At 33.4% G+C, this 20,759-nt stretch carries 21 protein-coding genes; 15 read left to right on the top strand and 6 right to left on the bottom strand.

The annotated features are described in order from the left end of the window. Positions 1-6: 6 nt before the first annotated feature. Positions 7-1,008: a GlxA family transcriptional regulator gene (locus tag IPK14_08465; protein ID MBK7993448.1), complete on the top strand. Its 1,002-nt coding sequence runs from the start codon at positions 7-9 to the stop codon at positions 1,006-1,008. 7 nt (positions 1,009-1,015) lie between these two features. Here the strand turns inward: IPK14_08465 and IPK14_08460 are convergent, their stop codons facing one another. The 5 genes from IPK14_08460 to hydA all read right to left on the bottom strand — a co-directional run bounded on the left by IPK14_08460 (position 1,016) and on the right by hydA (position 4,838). Then, the gene (locus tag IPK14_08460) at positions 1,016-1,369 is read right to left on the bottom strand and encodes an acyl-CoA thioesterase (protein MBK7993447.1); all 354 of its coding nucleotides are present in this window, start codon (positions 1,367-1,369) and stop codon (positions 1,016-1,018) included. A gap of 117 nt (positions 1,370-1,486) precedes the next feature. Then, a complete protein-coding gene (locus tag IPK14_08455; GenBank protein MBK7993446.1) occupies positions 1,487-2,155 on the bottom strand; it encodes an ATP-binding protein in 669 nt (222 codons plus the stop codon). Positions 2,156-2,261: 106 nt separating this feature from the next. Beyond that, positions 2,262-2,483, bottom strand: a complete 222-nt coding sequence (locus tag IPK14_08450; protein MBK7993445.1) for a cysteine-rich CWC family protein — start codon at positions 2,481-2,483, stop codon at positions 2,262-2,264. A gap of 61 nt (positions 2,484-2,544) precedes the next feature. Beyond that, on the bottom strand, positions 2,545-3,414 hold the full coding sequence (locus tag IPK14_08445) for an acyltransferase (GenBank protein ID MBK7993444.1): 870 nt from the start codon (positions 3,412-3,414) through the stop codon (positions 2,545-2,547). Between the two features lie 38 nt (positions 3,415-3,452). Beyond that, positions 3,453-4,838 (bottom strand): dihydropyrimidinase, encoded by a 1,386-nt coding sequence (gene hydA / locus IPK14_08440; protein MBK7993443.1) that lies wholly within the window; start codon positions 4,836-4,838, stop codon positions 3,453-3,455. A gap of 188 nt (positions 4,839-5,026) precedes the next feature. Here hydA and IPK14_08435 point away from each other — a divergent pair, with 188 nt between their 5' ends. From IPK14_08435 to IPK14_08375, 13 genes are all read left to right on the top strand, one after another. Next, complete coding sequence (locus tag IPK14_08435) at positions 5,027-5,638, top strand: hypothetical protein (GenBank protein ID MBK7993442.1); 612 nt, start codon at positions 5,027-5,029, stop codon at positions 5,636-5,638. A 27-nt stretch (positions 5,639-5,665) separates the two neighbouring features. Further along, positions 5,666-6,187 (top strand): RNA chaperone Hfq, encoded by a 522-nt coding sequence (locus IPK14_08430; GenBank protein MBK7993441.1) that lies wholly within the window; start codon positions 5,666-5,668, stop codon positions 6,185-6,187. 252 nt (positions 6,188-6,439) lie between these two features. Next, positions 6,440-7,891, top strand: a complete 1,452-nt coding sequence (locus tag IPK14_08425; GenBank protein MBK7993440.1) for an N-acetylmuramoyl-L-alanine amidase — start codon at positions 6,440-6,442, stop codon at positions 7,889-7,891. A 233-nt stretch (positions 7,892-8,124) separates the two neighbouring features. Beyond that, positions 8,125-8,445, top strand: a complete 321-nt coding sequence (locus tag IPK14_08420; protein ID MBK7993439.1) for a DUF4118 domain-containing protein — start codon at positions 8,125-8,127, stop codon at positions 8,443-8,445. Further along, a complete protein-coding gene (locus IPK14_08415; GenBank protein ID MBK7993438.1) occupies positions 8,421-9,707 on the top strand; it encodes a GHKL domain-containing protein in 1,287 nt (428 codons plus the stop codon). The genes IPK14_08420 and IPK14_08415 overlap by 25 nt, the downstream gene beginning before the upstream one ends. After that, positions 9,704-10,390 carry a response regulator transcription factor gene (locus IPK14_08410; protein ID MBK7993437.1) on the top strand — a complete coding sequence of 229 codons (687 nt, stop codon included), beginning with the start codon at positions 9,704-9,706 and terminating at the stop codon, positions 10,388-10,390. Before IPK14_08415 ends, IPK14_08410 begins: the two co-directional genes overlap by 4 nt. 130 nt (positions 10,391-10,520) lie before the next feature. Beyond that, on the top strand, positions 10,521-10,910 hold the full coding sequence (locus tag IPK14_08405) for a protein kinase (protein ID MBK7993436.1): 390 nt from the start codon (positions 10,521-10,523) through the stop codon (positions 10,908-10,910). A gap of 17 nt (positions 10,911-10,927) precedes the next feature. After that, complete coding sequence (locus IPK14_08400) at positions 10,928-11,506, top strand: serine/threonine protein kinase (protein MBK7993435.1); 579 nt, start codon at positions 10,928-10,930, stop codon at positions 11,504-11,506. Beyond that, a complete protein-coding gene (locus tag IPK14_08395) occupies positions 11,481-12,233 on the top strand; it encodes a type II secretion system protein (GenBank protein MBK7993434.1) in 753 nt (250 codons plus the stop codon). The genes IPK14_08400 and IPK14_08395 overlap by 26 nt, the downstream gene beginning before the upstream one ends. 116 nt (positions 12,234-12,349) lie before the next feature. Continuing rightward, positions 12,350-14,680, top strand: coding sequence for a serine/threonine protein kinase (locus IPK14_08390; GenBank protein ID MBK7993433.1), 2,331 nt, complete (start codon positions 12,350-12,352; stop codon positions 14,678-14,680). A gap of 166 nt (positions 14,681-14,846) precedes the next feature. Continuing rightward, positions 14,847-16,349 (top strand): serine/threonine protein kinase, encoded by a 1,503-nt coding sequence (locus tag IPK14_08385; GenBank protein ID MBK7993432.1) that lies wholly within the window; start codon positions 14,847-14,849, stop codon positions 16,347-16,349. Continuing rightward, positions 16,321-16,650, top strand: coding sequence for a hypothetical protein (locus tag IPK14_08380; GenBank protein ID MBK7993431.1), 330 nt, complete (start codon positions 16,321-16,323; stop codon positions 16,648-16,650). Before IPK14_08385 ends, IPK14_08380 begins: the two co-directional genes overlap by 29 nt. An 18-nt stretch (positions 16,651-16,668) precedes the next feature. Beyond that, positions 16,669-18,126 (top strand): hypothetical protein, encoded by a 1,458-nt coding sequence (locus IPK14_08375; GenBank protein ID MBK7993430.1) that lies wholly within the window; start codon positions 16,669-16,671, stop codon positions 18,124-18,126. A gap of 55 nt (positions 18,127-18,181) precedes the next feature. Here IPK14_08375 and IPK14_08370 read toward each other — a convergent pair whose 3' ends face one another. Then, the gene (locus tag IPK14_08370; protein MBK7993429.1) at positions 18,182-19,186 is read right to left on the bottom strand and encodes a hypothetical protein; all 1,005 of its coding nucleotides are present in this window, start codon (positions 19,184-19,186) and stop codon (positions 18,182-18,184) included. A 619-nt stretch (positions 19,187-19,805) separates the two neighbouring features. On the opposite strand from IPK14_08370, the gene IPK14_08365 reads away from it, so the two are divergent. Then, a complete protein-coding gene (locus IPK14_08365) occupies positions 19,806-20,576 on the top strand; it encodes an NAD(P)-dependent oxidoreductase (protein ID MBK7993428.1) in 771 nt (256 codons plus the stop codon). The last annotated feature ends 183 nt before the right edge of the window (positions 20,577-20,759 follow it).

Here is a 20,759-nt window from a genome sequence, read left to right as displayed (position 1 = left end):
AAACAAATGAGTAGATCAAAAAAACGTATAGTATTTTTAGCTATCCAACCAATTATGGAGCTAGATTTAATTGGCCCTTTAAGTGTCTTTCAATGCGCTAATTATTTGCTTGAGTCTGAAGGAAAACCAGCCATTTATAAAACAGAGGTTTTTAATGCAGGAAAAGAAAGCGTTATTAGGGGTGATTGTGGATTGTCTTTTAATGTTGATAAACAGTTAACAGACTTAACAGAAGCAACAATTGCTTTAGAGCCAATAGATACATTATTGATTATTGGTGGTTCAGGTAGCCTTACAGTACAACCCTTAGATGATATAGCTTTATGGTTAAAGCAAATAAGCCCTAAAATAAGGCGTATAGGTTCTATTTGCACAGGAGCATTTGTTTTAGCTTCAGCAGGATTATTAAACAACCGTCGTGCTACAACTCATTGGAATTATTGCTCTAAATTATCAGCTAAATATCCTGAAATAGAAGTAGATAGCAATTCTATTTTTGTTCGAGATGGAAATATTTATACCTCTGCTGGTGTTACAACTGGAATGGATTTAGCAATGGATTTAGTAGAAGAAGATTTAGACCCAACTATAGCCCTAAATATTGCCCGTGCTTTAGTAATTTTCTTACGTCGTCCAGGTGGACAAAGCCAATTTAGCGTTACTTTGCAAAATTCTGCACCACAGCGGGATAATTTACGTCAGTTACCTGCTTGGATTTTAGAACATATTTCCGAACCTTTGCCAATAGAAGTTTTAGCTAGTCAAGCGGCTATGAGTTTACGTCATTTTGCACGTATTTTTGCTAGTGAATTTGGGATGACACCAGCGCGTTATGTTTTACATCAACGGGTTGAAACAGCACGACGAACTTTAGCTAAAACCAAATTAAGCCAAAAAGAAATTGCCTTAAAATGTGGTTTTGGCAATATTGAGCATATGCGCCGCGCTTTTTTAAGAGTTTTAGGAGTTCCCCCAACTACTTATAAAAAACATTTTTATGAAAATTAGAGATCTTCTATTTACATTTAGCAAATATAGTAGAGTAGTTTTCAGGTATAGCAACAGGTGTAAAACTATCCATTGAGACAGCAACAACTGTGATTTGAGCAAGAAAATACTCTTTGCCTTCTCCATTTTTACCAGAATAAGAAAAAATAACCGAACTTTTACCTATACGAGTTACAATAATTTCAACTATTAATTCATCTCCATAATGAATTGGGTGAAAAAAGTTTGTTGAAGCATTAACAGTAGGAAAACCTAATCGTTCATCTTTTAAGAGTTTTGGATAGGGAATGCCTACAAATTCTGTAAAAAATCGCTCAAAAGCAATATGACAATAATGAAAAATAATTGGATAGTAGACAATGTGAGCAGGGTCTACATCTCAAAAGTTAACAGTGATATTAGTTTTATAGCTCATAACTTTGAGCTTAAAAGCTTATCCCTTTCTTGGCAATTGCTCTTATCCTCATTTAACCCAAAATTAATCTAAGCTAACTATTGAACACATTTCATATAAACGCGAACTAATAGCAGGACTAATAGCTTGAGAAAACTCTTTTTCATTTAATCTAGTAGTAATCACTATGGGCAATATATTACGGTAGCGATGATTAATTATATATTCTAAATTATCTTTTTGTGATTCTGAGTAGCTAGAAGTTAAATCATCTATGATTAATAAAGATGCCTTACAGGTATTTTCTAGCAAATAATTTTGTTCTTTTGAAAAAAATCCTTCTACAGGTTCTAATTGTTTAAGTAATTCTGTGGTATCAGCAAATCTAGGGTAAATTTTTCCTTCTAAAAGTAAAGCACGAATTAAAGAAATAGCTAAATGAGTCTTACCGTTAGGTTTATCACTAGTTAAAATTAATCCTGCTTTTGTGCAAGATACTGTTTTTGCAAGTTTTTGAACAATTTGTTTTGCTTGATTTTCTGTTAAGTTAGTTGGCATATAATTAGCAAAACTACAATGTTGATAACGAGCCGGCACACCTTGAGCTAATAGTTTACTATCTAAATGAAAAGGGGCTAAACAACGCCTAACAACACCTGTTTGTGCTTCTTTTTGCCAATTAGTACCAAAACAGACTGGACAATTTACTTGTGTTTCTAAATTAGGGATAATTTCTTTTAATATTGCAGTCATTACCACTTACCCCCATATCAATAAAAAATAATTCATAATTACGGCGTATTGTAAGTGAAATATCAGCGAATCACAAGATATTTTTACGGAAAACCTTTATAAAAATTTAGGCAGGATTTTTTATTGCAAATTTTGTTAAACAATTTTTGCAAAGACAGCTTTTATAATTACTTTGTAGCTCTTTAAGAGTTTCTTTAGAGAGTTTTATCTTTGTACACCAGCAACCAAAAATGGATGCTCCACAAGTAAAAAGCTTTCCGCAAATTTCACATTTTTGAGGATCTTTTAAAGTAGGAGAAACATAGCCGATAAATTTTCTTAGACTCATAGCACTTTCACTAGTATTTACTAAGGGGGAACATAGATTTTTCTACATTCCCCGTAAACGGCTAACCTTTAACTAAATCTCCATAGCTATCTGGACGACGATCTCGGTAAAATTGCCAAATATTACGAACTTCTCGAATTTTATCTAAGTCTAGTTCAGCTACAACAAGTTCATCTTTATCTCGGCTTGCAGTAGCTAAAAATTGACCGCGAGGGTCACAAAAATAGCTTTGACCATAAAATTCACCTATTCGCCAAGGGTCTTCATAACCTACACGATTGATTGCACCTACAAAGTAGGCATTAGCAACCGCATGTGCAGGTTGTTCTAGCTTCCAAAGATATTCTGAAAGACCAGCAACAGTAGCAGAAGGGTTAAAAACTATTTCAGCACCATTTAAGCCCAAAGCGCGCGCACCTTCTGGAAAATGTCGGTCATAACAAATATAAACACCTACATTAGCATACTGAGTCTTAAAAACTGGATAGCCCAGATTTCCTGGGCGAAAATAGAATTTTTCCCAAAAACCTGGGGCGCAATGTGGGATATGATGTTTTCGGTATTTGCCTAAATAAGTCCCATCAGCATCAACTACAGCAGCAGTGTTATAGTAAACTCCCGTAGTTTCTTCTTCATAAATTGGAACTACAATAACCATTTGGTAGCGTTTAGCATATTCCTGCATTAATTTTGTAGTTGGGCCATCTGGAATATATTCTGTTGAATCATACCAACGGGTAGTTTGTTCAGCACAAAAATAAGGGCCAGTGAATATTTCTTGCATACAGAGGATTTGAACACCTTCGCTAGCTGCTTGATCAATAAATTTAAGATGTTTTTCAATATTAGCTTCACGAATCACCGTCAAATTTTCACTTGTGCTACAAGCATGAGAGGCTTGGATCAAACCACATTTAACAATTCTGGGCATATAAACTTTTCTCCTTAAACAAAGTTTTTAATCAATATTTATTTTGGCGAGTTAAACAAGCCTCGTTTTAGAAATTGACCATCGCCAGGACTACCAATATAAAGCCCTTCTTCAATGACTACTTTGCCACGAGATAACACAGTTTTAGCAACACCCCGGACTTTTGTTCCTTCATAACAACTATAATCAACATTCATATGATGGCTTTGTGCGCTGATGATTATTTCTTCATTGGGGTCAAAAATAACTATATCGGCATCTGATCCAACAGCAATTGTTCCTTTACGTGGGAAAAGTCCAAAGATTTTTGCTGCTGCGGTGGAAGTAATTTCAACAAAACGATTTACATTAATTCGTCCGCTAACTACACCGCCATTAAAGATTAAACTCATACGGTTTTCTACGCCAGGGCCACCATTAGGTATTTTAGAAAAATCATCTCGGCCTAGTTCTTTTTGTTCCTTGAAGCAAAATGGGCAATGGTCAGTAGAAATTACTTGTAGATCATTAAATTTAAGACCTTGCCAGAGTTTTTCTTGATTTTCTTTGCCTCTAAGTGGCGGAGTCATAACATATTTAGAGCCTTCAAAATTTTCTTGATCATAATAACTATCATCTAAAAATAAATACTGTGGACAAGTTTCAGCATAAGCAGGTATTCCATTATCTCGGCCTTCTACAACTTTTCGCAGCGCGTCATAACAACTAAGGTGTACTATGTAAACAGGAGCATTTGCCATTTCAGCTAGAGCAATTGCACGTCCTGTGCCTTCGGCCTCGGCTTTAGTTGGGCGGGTGAGTGCGTGATATTTTGGTGCTGTTCGGCCTTCGGCTAAGGCTCGTTTTACTAAAACATCAATAACAACGCCATTTTCCGCGTGCATACAAATTAATCCGCCAGCCTCACTAGCTGTAGTCATAGCCTTAAAAATAGTTCCATCATCAACTAAAAAGACTCCTGGATAAGCCATAAAAAGCTTAAAACTTGTTACACCTTGTCTAATTAAGTCTTTTATTTCTGGGAGTCGGCTATCTGGTAGATCTGTACAAATTAAATGAAAAGCGTAATCTATTGCGGCTTTACCTTCTGCTTTAGCAAACCAAACATCTAAGGCTTGGTTAAGTGCTTGGCCCTGGTATTGCACAGCAAAATCAATAATTGTAGTTGTGCCACCAAAAGCAGCAGCAATTGTGCCTGTACGAAAATCATCTGACGAAGAAGTCCCACCAAAAGGTAAATCCATATGTGTATGAGGATCTATACCACCAGGTATAACATAACGACCATTAGCATCTATTACTTTATCTGCTGCTAGATCAATACTTCGGGCAATCATAGTAATTGTTCCATCTTCAATCAATAAATCAGCATTATAATCATCTACGGCAGTAATAATTCGACCGTTTTTAATTAATGTTTTCATCAAACCTCCTCAAAATTTGGCAAAATGCCGCTAAGGTTACTTTTAATATAGAATAAATATTGAGATAAAACTGAATAAAAAAGGTAAAACTCTTTGCTTCTAGCGTAGGTTGAGAATAATATCACATTTTATTGTCTATAGTGATTTATTGGTCAAGTTTTGTTTCTAATAAAAATCAACTAAAAATTATGGAAGAAGACGTTCTAGAAAAATTATTAACAAAATTAATTGGATTATCTGAATTTGGCGCGTTGCGTTGGCATTTTGCTGGAGATGTTAGCAAAGCTTATGTTACGGTTTATCGTGATTCCCGCTTAAAATTAACTGATAAAATGCTGGATATCACAGAATTAGAAGGAGATACCGTCCGGTTAGATTCACGTCTGCATCAAGAACCAATAACAACATTACTAGCAAATTTATATAAAGCAGCACAAGAATCTTCAGGGCGATTTCGTACAGGCGCAGTAAAACAAGTTTCTAGTATATCGTTAGTTACAGCCTGTCAAAAACTCCTAGATGAAAATGCTGGTGTAGGACTTTCTAATTGTCTAGTTTGTAATACTAAATTTGATCCAAGTAAATCCTATAATCATATTACTCATAAAGATGAGCTAACTAGTAAAAGATTTTATATTTGCCAGGACTGTGTAGGTAAGCTTGGTTTAGCACAAGCACAGGCACAAATGGAAAAACACATTCGCACCTCACGCAACAGCGATGAAGCCATTATGGGTGATACAAATCCTGGGTTATCAAAAAACCCTGTAAATAAAATAGAGATGACAACCGAAAATTAACCTTGTTTTAAGTTAAGGAGAGCTAAAATGGCTAGCGATATTAATGTTCAAGATAATTTTTTAGAAAAAGCAAAAAATGAAAAAATTCCTGTAGCAGTAAATTTTGGAAAAATAAAAATGATAGGAATAATCAAGTGTTATGACCAATTTTCAATTACACTTGAGTCAAACGGCCAAGATCAAATGGTCTATAAACAAGGAATTAACTATATAGGAATGCAAAAGCCAAAAAGACCCTTTAGGCCGCGTCCAGGTGGCTTTAAGCCTAGAGATGGTCAAGATGCTAGTTCAGGTGATGCACCTAGAAGACCTTTTACTCCTCGTCCAGGTGGTTTTAGACCTAGAGAAGATAGTTCAAGTGATGATAGAAGGTCTTTTACTCCTCGTCCACGACCTTCAGACACTGAAGATTCAAGACCACCTGATTCTTACCAACATAGAAGTCCTAGAGAAGATTCCCAAAGCTTTTCTGAAAATAGATCTGAAAATAGATTTGATTCATCAAAAAACAAAACTTTTCGTGTGCAAAAACCTCCTAAAAAATACTAGTTGTCAAATTTATCTAAATTTAATCAAATAAAGGAAGCAATAAAACTTTGCTTCCTTTATTGTTTATATTCTCTACCAATTAAAATTTTATATCGTATTTTTGTCTTGATTATATTAAATACTGTGATTTATTATAATTAGCATTAGCTATATGAAGTATTACTTTAACTAATAAAAATAGTTGTTAAGTTTAATATTTTTCCAAAACAATAAAAATATTATAATTTTTTATTCTAGTTTTGAGGTAGTCAGGTGAGACAATCTTTAGAACATCCTGATCCAACATATACCCGTTTAGTGGAAGAATATTCCCGTTTTATTACTATTCCATCAGAAAAATTAAAATTCCTTCGTAACACTCTTAGTAAATATCCTAATTCACCTCTTACAGATCGTTTTATTTGGTTAAAACAATTAACTTTCCGTAAAGCAATACTAGAAGAGCTACTACAGTTTTTACCTGCTGATAGTCCTAAACCTCGTGAACTAGCATTAGTCTATTGGTTATATCGTGTTCGTTATCCAGTTTTTTTAGTTAGTACGCTGGCTATTACAATAACTACTATAATGTTAGGCCAAATTGTTTATCAAAATGCTCGTGAAGCAGGAATTTTTGACTTAAATTTACAAGTTGGCAAACCTGAAGCTAAAGTAATAGTAGTTACTTCACCTGTTCCTGTAGCAATCAATGGTGACGGGCCTATTAATCAACCGGAAAATTCTGACAAAATAGAAAGTTTTACATTATCCGACGTTTGGTTAGTAGAAAAAAATGATAATTATGAGCAATATAGTAATGGGGGAAGAATTTTAATCCAATATGAAACAGAGACAGAAGAGCGCAATTTTTTTGCATTAAGCCGTAAAGCTCCAAAAAAGAAAGTCGCTCTACCTTTTGATGTAAAACAAGCTATTTTTTATCCAGAAGAAAAGAAAAATCCTGTAGGTATTCTATATCATGTAACTCAAAGTGACCTACTTCCATTTGAACCAACCTATAACAGTAGGTTAAAGGGAAAATCTTCTAATTTGATTCAATATGTAAAAGAAGAAAAACTTTATAATTATGTTATAGATAGATTTGGTCAAATTTACCGAGTTGTGCGTGACCAACATTATGCTAATCATTCGGGTAACTCTATTTGGGGAGATGATGAAGCAGTTTATGTAAGACTTAATCATAGTTTTATTGGGGTAGCTTTTGAAGGTAATTGGTCAGCAAATGTCAAGCTTAATCCAGAAGATATTAATGAAGCTCAAATCTATGCTTGTAAATTACTTACACAGATACTTCGTAGTAAATACAAAATTAAAGCTAATAATTGTATAACTCATGGACAGGTTTCTATTAACCCATCAGACTACTTAATTGGCTTCCATTTAGACTGGGCTATAGGTTTTCCTTATGCAAGTTGTGGATTAAATGATAATTACCAATTGATCCCTCCTAGTATTACTGAATTTGGGTTTAAGTATGATAGAGGTTTTCAAACAGCTATTGGTGGTAAACTCTGGCCCGGAATTGAGCTAGCAGAAGCGCGATTGAAAGCTAAAGCTAACGATTTAGGTATACCTACAGAAGAGTTAAGAAAACAGCTTCAAGGTGATTTTACACTTTATCTAAATTGGATTAATAAGATGCGTGATTTTACTTCAGGAAAAGAAATAGACAAAGAAAAACCTATTCGACTTTTTGCAGATTAATTGATATCTATAACTATTAATTCCTTACATATAATTTTTTAAGTCAATTGTTGTAACTACCCTTAATTCTTCTTTCTCTAAAATTTATATTTGACTTCGCACAAAAAAGTTTTTACTGTTATTACCACTACATTTTAAATCTTAACGAAAAATTAACAGCCCTTTGGAATTTTAATAAAGTATAATTAGACTTTTACTAAAAATCCAAAACCTTAATGTAAATTTTAACTTAAATGTCACCAATTATTGATCTTGTAAACTACTTACATAATAACGCTAGTGCAACACAATTGCGCTATTTAGGCTATTTAGTTACATTTGGTGGGGTCGCTGTAGTAACTGCATTTTATAGTGTTGTGTTTCCTGCTGTGGGCCCGGCAACAATTGCTTTAAGTTTATTACTTGTAGTCTTAACTACTTCTATTATTAGTGGCTTAACATTTGGAATTATCTCATCAATACTTAGTGTGTTTTCTTATTACTATTTATTTCTTTATAATGGGAAATTCTTAGTTTCTGAAGCACAAAGTTGGATAGATTTTTCGGTTTTTTAGTAACGGCTGTTATCACAAGTCAGCTATCATCTGCCTTACGTAAACGTGCTTATGAGGCAGAAAGCCGCCGAGAAGAAGTATTAAAGCTTTATCAGCTTAGTAAAGAGATATTAGCAACATCTGATTCTGTCACGGCTGTTTCTTCTATAGCAAAACAAGTAAAGGAAATTTTTAAATTTAAGTATTGTGCAATTTTCCTTCAAGAAGAAAACAATGATGATTGGCAAAAATTAGACGCGCGTTCAGATTCTTCAAGCATAAGAACTTTTACTCCATTAAAGCAAATTGTGGATGAAGTAAATACAACTAATGAACCTGTATCTAGTACCTATATTTCAAAAAATAAAAAGAGTATAAAAAAACCAACTAACAAAACTTTGTATATTCCAATAAAAGTTGCTGACAGTGTTAAAGGCGTAATGGTATTAGTTTCTGATATGCCAGAGCGGGCAACAATTGATGCTATAGTTGGTTTAGTAGCTTTAGCCTTGGAACGGGCGCATTTTTTACAAGAAGTTAGTCGTGCTGAAGCCTTGCGTGAAAGTGATAAATTAAAAACAGCTATTCTTGCTTCTGTTTCTCATAGTTTAAGAACTCCTTTAACCTCTATTCGTGCCTCTGTTGATAATCTTTTACAAGATGATATTGAATGGGAAAAAGATATGTTAAAAGAGTTTCACCTAATTATTAGTGAAGAAACTTATCGCTTAACAAAAATTGTACGTAACTTGTTGGAAATGGCACGTATTGAAGGAGATAGTGTAAAACCAAATAAACAATTTATTCCATTAAAAGAAATTGTTGAAGAAGTTTTAGAACGTTGTTCTGTAGTAACCCGAAATCATAAAGTAATAGTAGATATTGCAGACAAATTACCTGAAATCCAAGTAGATATAGCCATGATTGCAGAGGTATTAACTAATCTAGTAGAAAATGCCGCTAAATATAGCCCTGAAGGAAAAGAAATTAAGATTACTGCTTTAGAGAAAAACAAGGAAATAATAATAGCTGTTAAAGACCAAGGAATTGGTATTCCTGCTAGTGATTTGAGTCATGTTTTTGATAAATTTTTTCGTGGAAGTCAAAGCCAGTATTGTGAAGGTACTGGTATGGGTTTAGCTATTGCTAAAGGAATTATTGAAGTTCATAACGGCAAAATTTGGGTAGAAGCTGAAGAAGGAAAAACAGCAACTTTTTATTTTTCTCTACCCTTAGCTAAACAACAACTAGCTCAAGCTATTTCAATAAAAGGAGATTTATGAGTCGTAAACCTACAGTTTTAGTAGTTGATGATGAACCACAAATTTTAAGGGTAATGAGTGCAAGCTTGCCACCTAGAGGATATGATGTAAAAGTAGCAACTAATGGCCCGGAAGCACTAAAAATGGTTGAAAAACAAATGCCAGATCTAATTATTTTGGATCTAATTATGCCAGGAATGCTAGGCTTTGAAGTTTGTAAAACTATACGTAAAACTTCTGCTGTACCAATAATTATCCTTTCTGCTAGAGGTGTAGAATTTGATAAAATTGCTGCTCTTGATTTAGGAGCAGATGACTATGTAATTAAGCCTTTTAGCATGGATGAGTTATTAGCACGTATGAGAGCCGTCTTAAGAAGATCTCATAATATTGAAGAAACCGAAGCTGTTTTAAGTGTTGGAGATATAACAATTGATGCTAGTAGCAGGCAAGTTTTAGTTAATGGTAAAGAAGTAAAATTAACCCCAAAAGAATTTGATGTTTTAAGGTATTTAATGAGCAATGCAGGAAAAGTAGTAACCCGTCAAACATTGCTACAAGCAGTTTGGGGGCCAAAATCCTTAGAACAATCCGGCTATTTACGAGTATTTATTAACCAACTAAGGCGCAAGATAGAGCCTGATCCAGAAAACCCTAAGTATATTCTAACTGAGCCATGGATTGGTTATAAGTTTGCAGGTTAAAAATAAGAAAATCTTAGCAAATCTTGCCTATAAAAGTTATTAATATTTTGATAATATTCTAATAATATTTTATTAAACTATCATTAGGCAATTATAAGAAAAAAGCATATAATTTCTCGCAAAAGTTAATATGGAAAACGCAACCTCACACGTTAAATTTAAGCTAATAAAAGAGCGTTATGAAATTAAGGATTTAATTGGACAAGGTGGATCATCTTATGTTTATAAGGCTTTAGATCTTGAAAATAATAAATTTGTTTCTATTAAACTAATAGATTTTTTTGACCAAGAAGATTTAACTATAGACTTAGTTAAAGAAAGATTAAAATTTTTTCGCCGTGAGTATGAGCTACTAAAGCGTGTCTCACATCCTAATATAATCAATATATTTGATTCTGGTATTTATGAATATAAATATCCTTTTATAGTAATGGAATTTGTGGAAGGTAAGACTTTAGATAAAATTATCTCTACTGAAAATTTAACACTTAAACAAATTTGTAGTTTTTTAATCAATTAGCATCAGGACTCCAAGCTATTCATAATCGGGGTATTATTCATCGAGATCTAAATCCAAATAACATTTGGGTAAGTGAAGAACAACAAATTAAGATACTTGATTTTGGGACGGCAAAAATTGTTTATGGAACAAAAGATGATGCTTACCTAAAAACTATTACAACTTCAGGAAAAATAGTAGGAACACTTTATTATTTATCCCCTGAACAATGTAAATATCAAGAACTTGATGAAAGAACAGATATTTATTCTTTAGCAATTACAGTTTATGAAATGTTAAGCGGTCATCCACCATTTAATAATGTTAGCCCTGTTGTGATTGCAATGGGACATATGAGGTTATCACCTCCAACAATTCCCAATCTATCAAATAATATTCAGGAAGTTGTTTTTAAGGCATTAGAAAAAGATCCTACAAAGCGTTTTTCAACAGCTATTGAATTTGCTAACGCTTTTGAAAAAGCTGTTAACCAAACAAATGTTGACTGTATTGATTCAAATATGAACAAAGATAAAAAATTAGATAGCAAAACATCATCATTTTGGCAGACTCTATCTAGTTGGAGGAAAAATGAGTTTGAAGCCAAAAGCTTTTAACAGATTAAAATCCCTTAAATCAACCTCTTCAGGTTTTTCCCTAATTGAGCTACTTATGGTTACAGTAGTTGTCCTTATTCTTTGTTCTTTAGCTACCTTAAACCTTATGTCTGCTAAAATTGCAGCTAATGAAGCTTCTGCTACTGCTACTCTAAAAACGTTTCTCCAAGCAAATTACACCTATTATATATCTAATGATTCGTTTGCCACACCAGGACAACTTGCAGCAGCAGGTTATGTAGGTGAAGAATTTGGCAAAATGGAAGTTTTAAGCTGTGGCAAAACTGTCTTTAACAAAAGTGGTTATGCTTTTGTCATGGTTCCAACAAAACTGGAACGTAGAATTTCTAAGCAAAACAAACCAAGTTCAAATAAAAGCATAGAAAATTCTGTTAAAAATAGTGGTGGCACTAATAATGGTAATAGTGGTGGCACTAATGGTGGTGGCACTAATGGTGGTGGCACTAATAATGGTAATAGTGGTGGTGGAAATAACAGTAGCGAAGAAATTGTTATTTTAGAATATCTTATGGACGCACTTCCTATTTCAGAATTTAAGCCTCATGCCTTTAAGACTGGCATACGTTGGTTTTATATAGACTCAATAACCAATACTCTTTGGACAATAAAAGATCCCAAACGTTTTAGTGCTTGTTCTCCAGGTGAATTTTGTTATGACCTACAAAAACAACAACCAAAATATGAGGATTGTTCCCCAATAAATTAAAATCTATAATAAAATTTTTATACCTATTTTTATTTCTTAACTACATTCTTTTTTACTATTCTTGTATAATCAACAAGTTACTTTATTAAATTCCATAAATTAAATCCCATAAAATCATGAAAGAATGTCCTAAGTGCCTTAACTGCTATGAAGATATACTAATAAATTGTCCTATAGATAATATTGAGCTAAAAGAAGGTATGCCCGGCTCAACTATCCTAGCAGCAAAGTTTCGTATTGAGTCCAGGTTAGGTAGAGGTGGGATGGGAACAGTTTATCGCGCTACTCACCTAGGATTAAGACGAGATGTAGCAATAAAAATTCTTCGTGAAGATAAACCAAAAAGCGGTTTTTTAGAACGTTTCCGCCGTGAAGCAGAAGCTATTGGGCGTATTAAACATCCAAATGTAGTAGATGTAATGGATTTTGGGTTTGTAGAAATTAATAACCAACCCATTGGTTATTTAGTAATGGAATTTTTATCTGGTCAAACACTTCGTAGCCTACTTAAAGAGAAAGGTAAACTGCCATTAAATCAAGCTGTAGAAATAATAACCCAAGTGTGCAATGCCATTAATGCTGCTCACGAGTTAGGTATAATTCATAGAGATCTTAAACCAGAAAATATCTGGCTAGAAAAAGTTGATAGTTATAAAATTAAGGTTCTTGATTTTGGTGTTGCTAAACTACTTGACCGACAAAATATTGATAATAAAGAGAATAAATCCTCAATTCAAGAAAATGAGGAAGATAGCAACCTGTTGATTGAACCAGCAAAGTTAAGCAAAACTTTTGCTCAACTTAGTTCTAAAAGCAAAAAGACTGAATCTAGCGAAGAAAAAAATTCCTCCCAATCCAATAGTAATGCTGATAGAACAGAAACTAATGCAAAAGCTAAAACAAAAGAATTAGGTATAGAAACTGAGCTTTTAAGAGATACTGTTAACCACATAACACAAACTGGTGCAATGATTGGAACATTACCTTATATGTCACCAGAGCAATGTGTTTCTTCCCCAAATATTACTTCTAGCTCTGATATTTATAGTTTAGGCATTATTGCTTATGAGTTATTAGCTGGTAAACGGCCTTTTTCCTCTAAAGGATTTGAACTAGCCGTTCAACATCTAAATGATGAGCCTCCACCAATTAGAGAAGTCGTTTCAAATATACCAAAACAAGTTGAAGATGCTATATTTTTTGCCTTGGCTAAAAAGCCTAATGAACGACCAAAAAGCGCGTTAGAGTTTGCAGATCTATTCTCTGCTTATCTAAGAGAAAAACAGCAGAAAAAAGCACGCATAAAGACTTTCCTAACCTGGAGCCTAACAATTTTTACAATAGTTATAGTTATAACTACTATATATCAAAGTAAATTATTGTTAAGAGAATACTATTATCAAATAACTGCTAGTTTAGGTTGGAAAGTCCCTATAACAATAGTTAAAAGACATTCAGTAGTTAACCTAGTAGATATTAAGTCCCACCAAGAAAAAATCATTGCTTCAACAGAAAGTGAAGAAATAGATGTTTCTGCTTTATCACAACAAAACCCAGGACGCTTTCAAGCTCAGTTTTCTTTAGATAATCAACTATTTATTTTGCATAATTTTAATGAAGATGTAGTAGAGGTGTGGGATTCGCTAAAAAAAGAAAAAATATATCAAATTTCTCAAGATCTATTACCAAATCGACTTGTTGGAGCAAGCTTTTCTTCTAATGGACAATTTATTATTTTAACAGGACTTAATAGAATAAATATTTTAGACACTAAAACAGGAAAACTAATAAATAAAATTACAACCTACCAAAGAAACGATTATCTAGTAACTTTTCCAATAGATCCTAACCAATTTATTTTAGCTTCTATCCAACACCCAGTTTTAGAACAACGTTTAAGTGGAAATTTTTACCCATTAGAAGAAACTAGCTCTTTGCTATCCATCTGGAATATCAGTAGCAGTCAAAAGCTTAAAGAGCTTACCCAACAATTTGGAGAAATAGAATTTATTTACACAGCTAAAGATTTAGCTTTAATACAATGGCATGTATCTGAAAATGAACCTAGCCGACGTGTAGAACTTTGGAATATAAACGGCACTTTATTAGAAAAATGGGATATAACAGGCTTAGGAGGTGCTTCTATTGCCTATGATGCAAGTAAAATAGGGTTTGCTATATCATCTAACAAAATAATAGAGTTTGACTTAAACCTAAAAAAAATAATTCAAGAACATAACATTTCATCAAACACTAAAATCCGCAAAATAGTTTATGACCAAAATAATTTATTAAATATTATTACTAGTAAATATATCAGTGAATTAAATACTAATACAGAATATTATCAACAACAGCCAAACGTAAGTATACTTGATTGGTCTAAAACAAATAATTTAGTTTTAGTAGAAAAATTTATAACCCAAGAAGTTAACTCACAAAAATAAAGTTTTACCTAATATTCATTTCTATTACGTATAATAACCTTGATTAGTAATAACTTCCCTAAAACACGCTAGACTTTTGTTTGGTAGTTCTTTAAACTTTTTCTGTAAATTAATCAAATTATTTGTTTTCAATTAATTTTTAATTAGAAAATCAAGGACATTTACTGTGATAGGCCAAATTATCGGTAATATTTATCAAATAGTAGATAAGTTAGGTGAAGGAGGAATGGGATCTGTTTATAAAGGTTTAGATCTAAATTTACAACGACCAGTAGCAATAAAAGTCCTACGACCAGATCTAGCCAATAATCCTGCTTTAGTTGAGCGTTTTCATAGTGAAGCTATCACATTAGCTAAGTTAAACCACCCAAATATTGCAACTCTCTATAGTTTTATTCCACAAGATAACCAATTTTTTATGATTATGGAATTTGTTGCTGGAGAAACCCTAGCTAAACTTATTGCTAGAGGGGCAATCAATTATAAAGAAGCTATACCCCTTTTTTGTCAAGCATTAGAAGGAATAGGACAAGCTCACCGAGCCGGAATAATTCATCGTGATATAAAACCTGCTAATTTAATGGTAATGACAGAAGACTTTGAAAAAAAAGTCAAAGTGATGGACTTTGGTATTGCTAGAATTTTAGGAACTAATCGCTTGACTAATCCTGGTGGACTAGTAGGAACACTACATTATATGTCCCCAGAACAAATAAAAGGCCAAGATATTGATACTCGTTCAGATATTTATGCACTAGGAATTTTACTATATGAAATGCTTACAGGTAAATTACCTTTTGATGCTAATAGCGAGTATGCTTTGCTTGATATGCATGTTAAGCAACCTCCGCCGCCACTACATTTAGTTAAGCCTGATGTTCCTTTATTAATAGAGGATGCTGTACTTAAAGCAATGGCTAAATCGCCTAATGAGCGTTTTCAAACGGTAGTAGAATTTCGTAATTTTTTACTTAATCAACCTGCTAGTCTTTCTAACATTAGTTCAGGAATAAAAGAAACTAAGCTAGAGAGTATTCCTAGTATTCAAGTAACCAAAATTGAAAATATTCCTATTCTTCAAGAAACTAAAATTGAAGAAACCCCTATTATTGGTGGCACTAGAGTAGAAGAAAATACTAGCTCAACAACTAGAGAAACTCACTTACAAGCAAAAGCAAACACCCAACAAGGTATTAATCAATTAACCAATTCAGATAATCCTTTACATATAAATTCGCCAGCACAAATAAATTATCAATTAGCATTACAAAACCAAAATAAACCTATTCCACCAACTGAAATAGTTAATGGAGCTTATCCAAAACCAGATAATTTCTTAAAACAACATTTAATTAAAATTGTAGCTGGTACAGCTATTATTTTGATTGTTGTAGTAGGTTTAACAGCAAAGTTTTTGATATTCCCTAGTACCATTATTAGTAGTTCCCCAAGCCCAAGTCCAACATCAATAGCAACTGTAGTTACAAAATTGATAACAACTAATCCTGTTGAAAAAGAAGAACTCTTAAGAGTTATTAAGTCAAACCCTACACTACAAGAGCAAATCGTAGAAGAAATTGCTGAATTACAACTTAATTTTGAAATGACTTCAGAAGTTGAACAAGAATTTCTAGTAGCAGGTGCAAACAAAAAAAGTCCCAACAAATAATTTTCCTGGAGGTGGAAATGATCCTAATCCTAAGGTAATAACTCCTAATCCACCCGATAACCTAACTAATAATAACTCCATGGAAACAACCCCTAAACCTAAACCATCTCCAAAACCTCTGGATATAAGACCTATACCAAAGCCTATAGATATGGCTGAAAAGCTACAAAGAAAAAAAGCTTTAGAAAATCGCCTAAAACGTCTTGTTGATGAACTAAGCGAAACTTCAGACCCAGTTAAAAGAGAGCAAATAAGAAAAGAAGTCCAAACAACTAATAGTGAGCTAAACAAATTAAAATAATAGAATGGAGGTAGTTAAATGTTTAACTATAAATCAAATAAACTAAATAAAACTAAAATATTTAGATTTATGCTTACTGTAACCATAATAATTTCAATAATGACATTGAATGCGTTTATGGATGGAGAAAAACCTTTTGATAAAAAAGGTATACTAAATTTAGTAGAAAAACCTCCTATTTTTTCCGATGAAACACTAGTGGAGCGAATTAAAGAGCGAAAAATAGATTTTGAAGTAACTCCTGCAATAGAAAATGAGTTAATAACAGCCGGTGCATCTGCTCAAGTTGTTTCTGCTTGTCGAACAAATTATATACCAAAGAAAAATACTCCTACTCCTACCCCTACTCCTACTCCAACAACAACCATAGCAGGAGATGAGCCACTTTCTAAAAGCGAAATTATAGAACTATTAAATAAAAAAGTCCCTTCAACTAAAATTGAAAAAGCCGTAGAAGAACGTGGAGCAAGTTTTACTTTAGATGCTAGTTCTACGGCAGAACTTAAACGCCTAGGTGGGACTAATGCTTTAATTGGTGCTATTGCTTCTCATTATGAAGTAGTTAATAACAACCCTCTCTCCAAAGATGAAATTCTAGAGATGCTACGTAAGAAAGTAGCTTTAACTAAAATTGAAGGTTTAGTAGAAAAACAAGGGGTAAGTTTTAATTTAGATCCAAATGCTACCAACCAAATTAAACAAGCAGGTGGTTCTAATTCGCTAATTGGTGCTATTGCTTCTCGTTATATAGCTTCATCAAATCCTACCCCACCTAGCGACAGCGCGACTAAAGTCGATCCTATAGCGCAAAGCACTACAGCTTATAATAATTTTTTGGATGCTGCTGTCACCGCATTAAGAATGAAAAATTTCCCTCTTGTTGTTAGCGAAGCTCAAAAAGCTATTGCAGTAAATGATAAACTACCTCAAGCACATTACTTACTTGGTTTCGCTAACTTATATTTAGTAGGCAATGTAATTGAGGCAAGAAAACATTTTCTTAACACAATTGATAGAGGTGGAGAAGTTTCTTTTGTAGTAATCAATGACCGAAAAGATGTATCAGATAAAGCTTTTATGGCTTTAGAAGGTAGTTCAGGGGTACTTAATCGCATAAAAATTCCTGGTATGTCTAGGGGTAGCGCACCTACTCCACCTACTACTAGTGCGGCTTTTACAGATTCTTGCAAAGGTTCTCTTTTTATCTCCAAAAACCGCATTAAGTTCCAAGCTGACGATAACAAAAACTCTTTTGACGTTCCAGCAACATTAATTTTGGAAGCAGATACAAATAAAACTTATGGCAAAGATAAAAATACTTTTCATGTAAAAGTTAAGACAAGTGATGATAAGAAAAATTATAACTTTGCTATGGGTTCTGCTTTTATATCTTCTCAAATACAAAAGTTTACTGTTGATGAAACTAATTTAGCAGTAAGTTTAATTTCTACAGAAAAAAGCCGGTCAACCAGGTAATAAAAAAAGGAGGTTTTTGACCTCCTTTTTTACTTTATTTATATTTGTTTAAGCTTTACTCACCTTTACGAATACGTGCTTCAGGTGGTGGGCTATTAACTAAATCACCTGGATTACGGGCGTGGCATTTTTGACATTGTGCTACACCTGTTCCTTCATTTCCTGATTTATCATGACAACTAAAACAAGTCGATTTATGAACTTTGTTTATATCCTTAGATAAAATCAAAGTAATACGTGAAATGTCGGTTTTATTTGGATCTGGATCAGTTTTATTAACATCATGACACTTAGCACAATCATTAGCTCTAGGATCAATTAAATGCTTACCATGATTAAACTTAAAGTATTTGTAAGCAAAATCTATTTGTCCACGTGTACGGAATTTTTCTGCACCTGGGCCTAAGGTATGACATTCATAACAACCACCTTTAGCAGTTTTATTATCAAAAGTATGGCAAGTGTAACATTCAGCATGTCTTGGCATAGTAGAACGGGCAGTTTTTCCATCTGCTGGTGTAGCGTGGCAATCTTCACATTTGTAACCAGGCCTAGTGCTATGAGAGGTGTGAGAAAATTCCATACCAAATTGCTTTAAAACAGGTGTAAAAGGCTCTACTCCTATTCTTTTTTCTGGTGTTTCTGTGTAAGGGCGAGTATGACATCCAACACAGATTTCTAGTTTAGGATCAGTAAATTGATTGGTGTGGCACTGAATACAGGAATCATGATAGGGAGTTAACATAGTAGGTCTATTATCAACTCTAACATGACACTTTTCACAATTAGCCGCTTCTAAAAGCACATCATGCGCTTTTCTAGGCTTATCAGGTGAAGCAATTGTCAAGTGATCATACTTAGTATCATATTTTCCACTAAAAGGTTTTTTAGCAAATGGATCTGCTGTTGGTGCAGTAGTTGCAGCAGGTTTTGTTGCAGTTGGTTTGGCTGCTGCTGTGGCTTTGTTTTTTTGGAACGCAGCCCAACCATAACTGGCAGCAAATATTGTTGCAATACAAACAATAAAAGCTAACACTACAATTTGTTTTAAGAATCTCACAGAAAGCCCCCCCTAAGTTCACTAGTTAGGAACATTTATCAATTAGCTCATAGTAGATTTTTTAGCTCTTCCGCATAATAGGACAAATGCGGGGTGGAGGAAAATAGCAAAAAAGTTGTCTATTTATACTATATTTTGATGTTATAAAACAACCATTCATCTCTAGCAAAATTAGGAAAAAGCACCAATTTGATAAATTTTACTAAGTATAATTAAATTATTTAATTAACTAATAACTTAAAAAATTCTCATTAAAGTACGCTGTAAACTAAGTAATATAGCAATTTTGTATTCTTAACTCTTAAGCCCCAGAGGGGCGACATAACTGTAGCCTAGGGCGCAAGCCCTAGGAAATAATAGTTAAGTCTCTTTAAGCCCTGTAAGGGCGACATAGTCTTTTAATGCTAAGAAAATACTCTGTCGCCCCGTTGGGGCTTTTGGGAATTGCTCATTATCATACGTAGGGCTTGCGCCCTACGCTACATATCTATCGCCCCGTTGGGGCTTTAAGAAATAAAAATTTCAGATTACTTAGTTTACGCTGTATTAAGTTAGCTATAGCTAATTTAATTGGAAATAACTAAAATCACAGAAAAAATAAAAATAAGTGGGTAAAGGTATGAAATGTGTAATTACAGGAGCAAATGGTTTTCTAGGACAAGTATTAACTACAAATATGCTAGAAAAAGGACATAGGGTTTTAGGTTTAGTTCGTAGAGAAGAAGCAAAAAAGACAATTACTGAACTTGGTGCAGAAGTTGAACAAGCAGATTTGTTTGATAAAGAAAAACTTAGCGAAATACTAAAAAACTATAAACCGGACACAATATTTCATCTTGCGGCTGAAATTGCTACACAAAGAAACAAAGATTTAATTTATCGGGTTAACGTTGAAGGAACTAAATTATTGGCACAAGCTTGTAGAGGGATAAATATAAGTTCATTTATTTATGCTAGTTCCGTAGTTATAGGCAATCCTAAAGGGGAACTTATTGATGAAAACAGTCAGTTAACTGCTACTACTACTTACGGTAAATCAAAACAAGAAGCAGAAAAGCTACTATTAAATGAAATGAAACAACATAATTTACCAATAGTTATTTTAAGACCATCTCATGTTTATGGCTATGGTGGATGGTATAAAGAATTAGTTGGGGAAATGTTAAAAGCTAGATTTATGATTCCAGGAAATGGTAATAACTGGTGGGATGTTGTACATGTTGATGATGTAGCAAATGCTTTTGCTTTAGCGGCTGAAAGAGTTGTAAAAGGTGAAATCTTTCATATTGTTGATGACCAACCTGTTTTAATGAAAGATTTTTTTGCTATCACAGCTAAATCTCTTAACTTAAAAAACCTTGGCATATACCAACATTTATTGCTTCATTAGTAAAAGGTAGTGAGCCTATTGCTGCTGCTGTTCGCTCAGCTAAGTCTAGTAATAAAAAGCTAAAACAACAATTAGGATGGCAGCCCAAATATCCTAATTGTGAACTAGGTATTAACCACTGTATTACAAAATTAAATAAAATAATTTGAAGCAGTAAAACCTAACTAGATTTTTAGCAAAATT

It is taken from the genome of Blastocatellia bacterium (genome assembly GCA_016713405.1).
In the GTDB taxonomy this organism is placed as follows: Bacteria; Acidobacteriota; Blastocatellia; order Chloracidobacteriales; family JADJPF01; genus JADJPF01.
Note: the sequence above shows the minus strand (reverse complement) of the source record. Positions and strands in the feature narration are given on the sequence as shown.

Excerpts from the sequence above, each read along its gene's own strand:
- IPK14_08465 (MBK7993448.1), top strand. The coding sequence starts at position 7 with ATGAGTAGATCAAAAAAACGTATAGTATTTTTAGCTATCCAACCAATT.
- IPK14_08455 (MBK7993446.1), bottom strand. The coding sequence starts at position 2,155 with ATGACTGCAATATTAAAAGAAATTATCCCTAATTTAGAAACACAAGTA.
- IPK14_08450 (MBK7993445.1), bottom strand. The coding sequence starts at position 2,483 with ATGAGTCTAAGAAAATTTATCGGCTATGTTTCTCCTACTTTAAAAGAT.
- IPK14_08445 (MBK7993444.1), bottom strand. The coding sequence starts at position 3,414 with ATGCCCAGAATTGTTAAATGTGGTTTGATCCAAGCCTCTCATGCTTGT.
- hydA (MBK7993443.1), bottom strand. The coding sequence starts at position 4,838 with ATGAAAACATTAATTAAAAACGGTCGAATTATTACTGCCGTAGATGAT.
- IPK14_08435 (MBK7993442.1), top strand. The coding sequence starts at position 5,027 with ATGGAAGAAGACGTTCTAGAAAAATTATTAACAAAATTAATTGGATTA.
- IPK14_08430 (MBK7993441.1), top strand. The coding sequence starts at position 5,666 with ATGGCTAGCGATATTAATGTTCAAGATAATTTTTTAGAAAAAGCAAAA.
- IPK14_08420 (MBK7993439.1), top strand. The coding sequence starts at position 8,125 with ATGTCACCAATTATTGATCTTGTAAACTACTTACATAATAACGCTAGT.
- IPK14_08410 (MBK7993437.1), top strand. The coding sequence starts at position 9,704 with ATGAGTCGTAAACCTACAGTTTTAGTAGTTGATGATGAACCACAAATT.
- IPK14_08405 (MBK7993436.1), top strand. The coding sequence starts at position 10,521 with ATGGAAAACGCAACCTCACACGTTAAATTTAAGCTAATAAAAGAGCGT.
- IPK14_08395 (MBK7993434.1), top strand. The coding sequence starts at position 11,481 with ATGAGTTTGAAGCCAAAAGCTTTTAACAGATTAAAATCCCTTAAATCA.
- IPK14_08390 (MBK7993433.1), top strand. The coding sequence starts at position 12,350 with ATGAAAGAATGTCCTAAGTGCCTTAACTGCTATGAAGATATACTAATA.
- IPK14_08375 (MBK7993430.1), top strand. The coding sequence starts at position 16,669 with ATGTTTAACTATAAATCAAATAAACTAAATAAAACTAAAATATTTAGA.
- IPK14_08365 (MBK7993428.1), top strand. The coding sequence starts at position 19,806 with ATGAAATGTGTAATTACAGGAGCAAATGGTTTTCTAGGACAAGTATTA.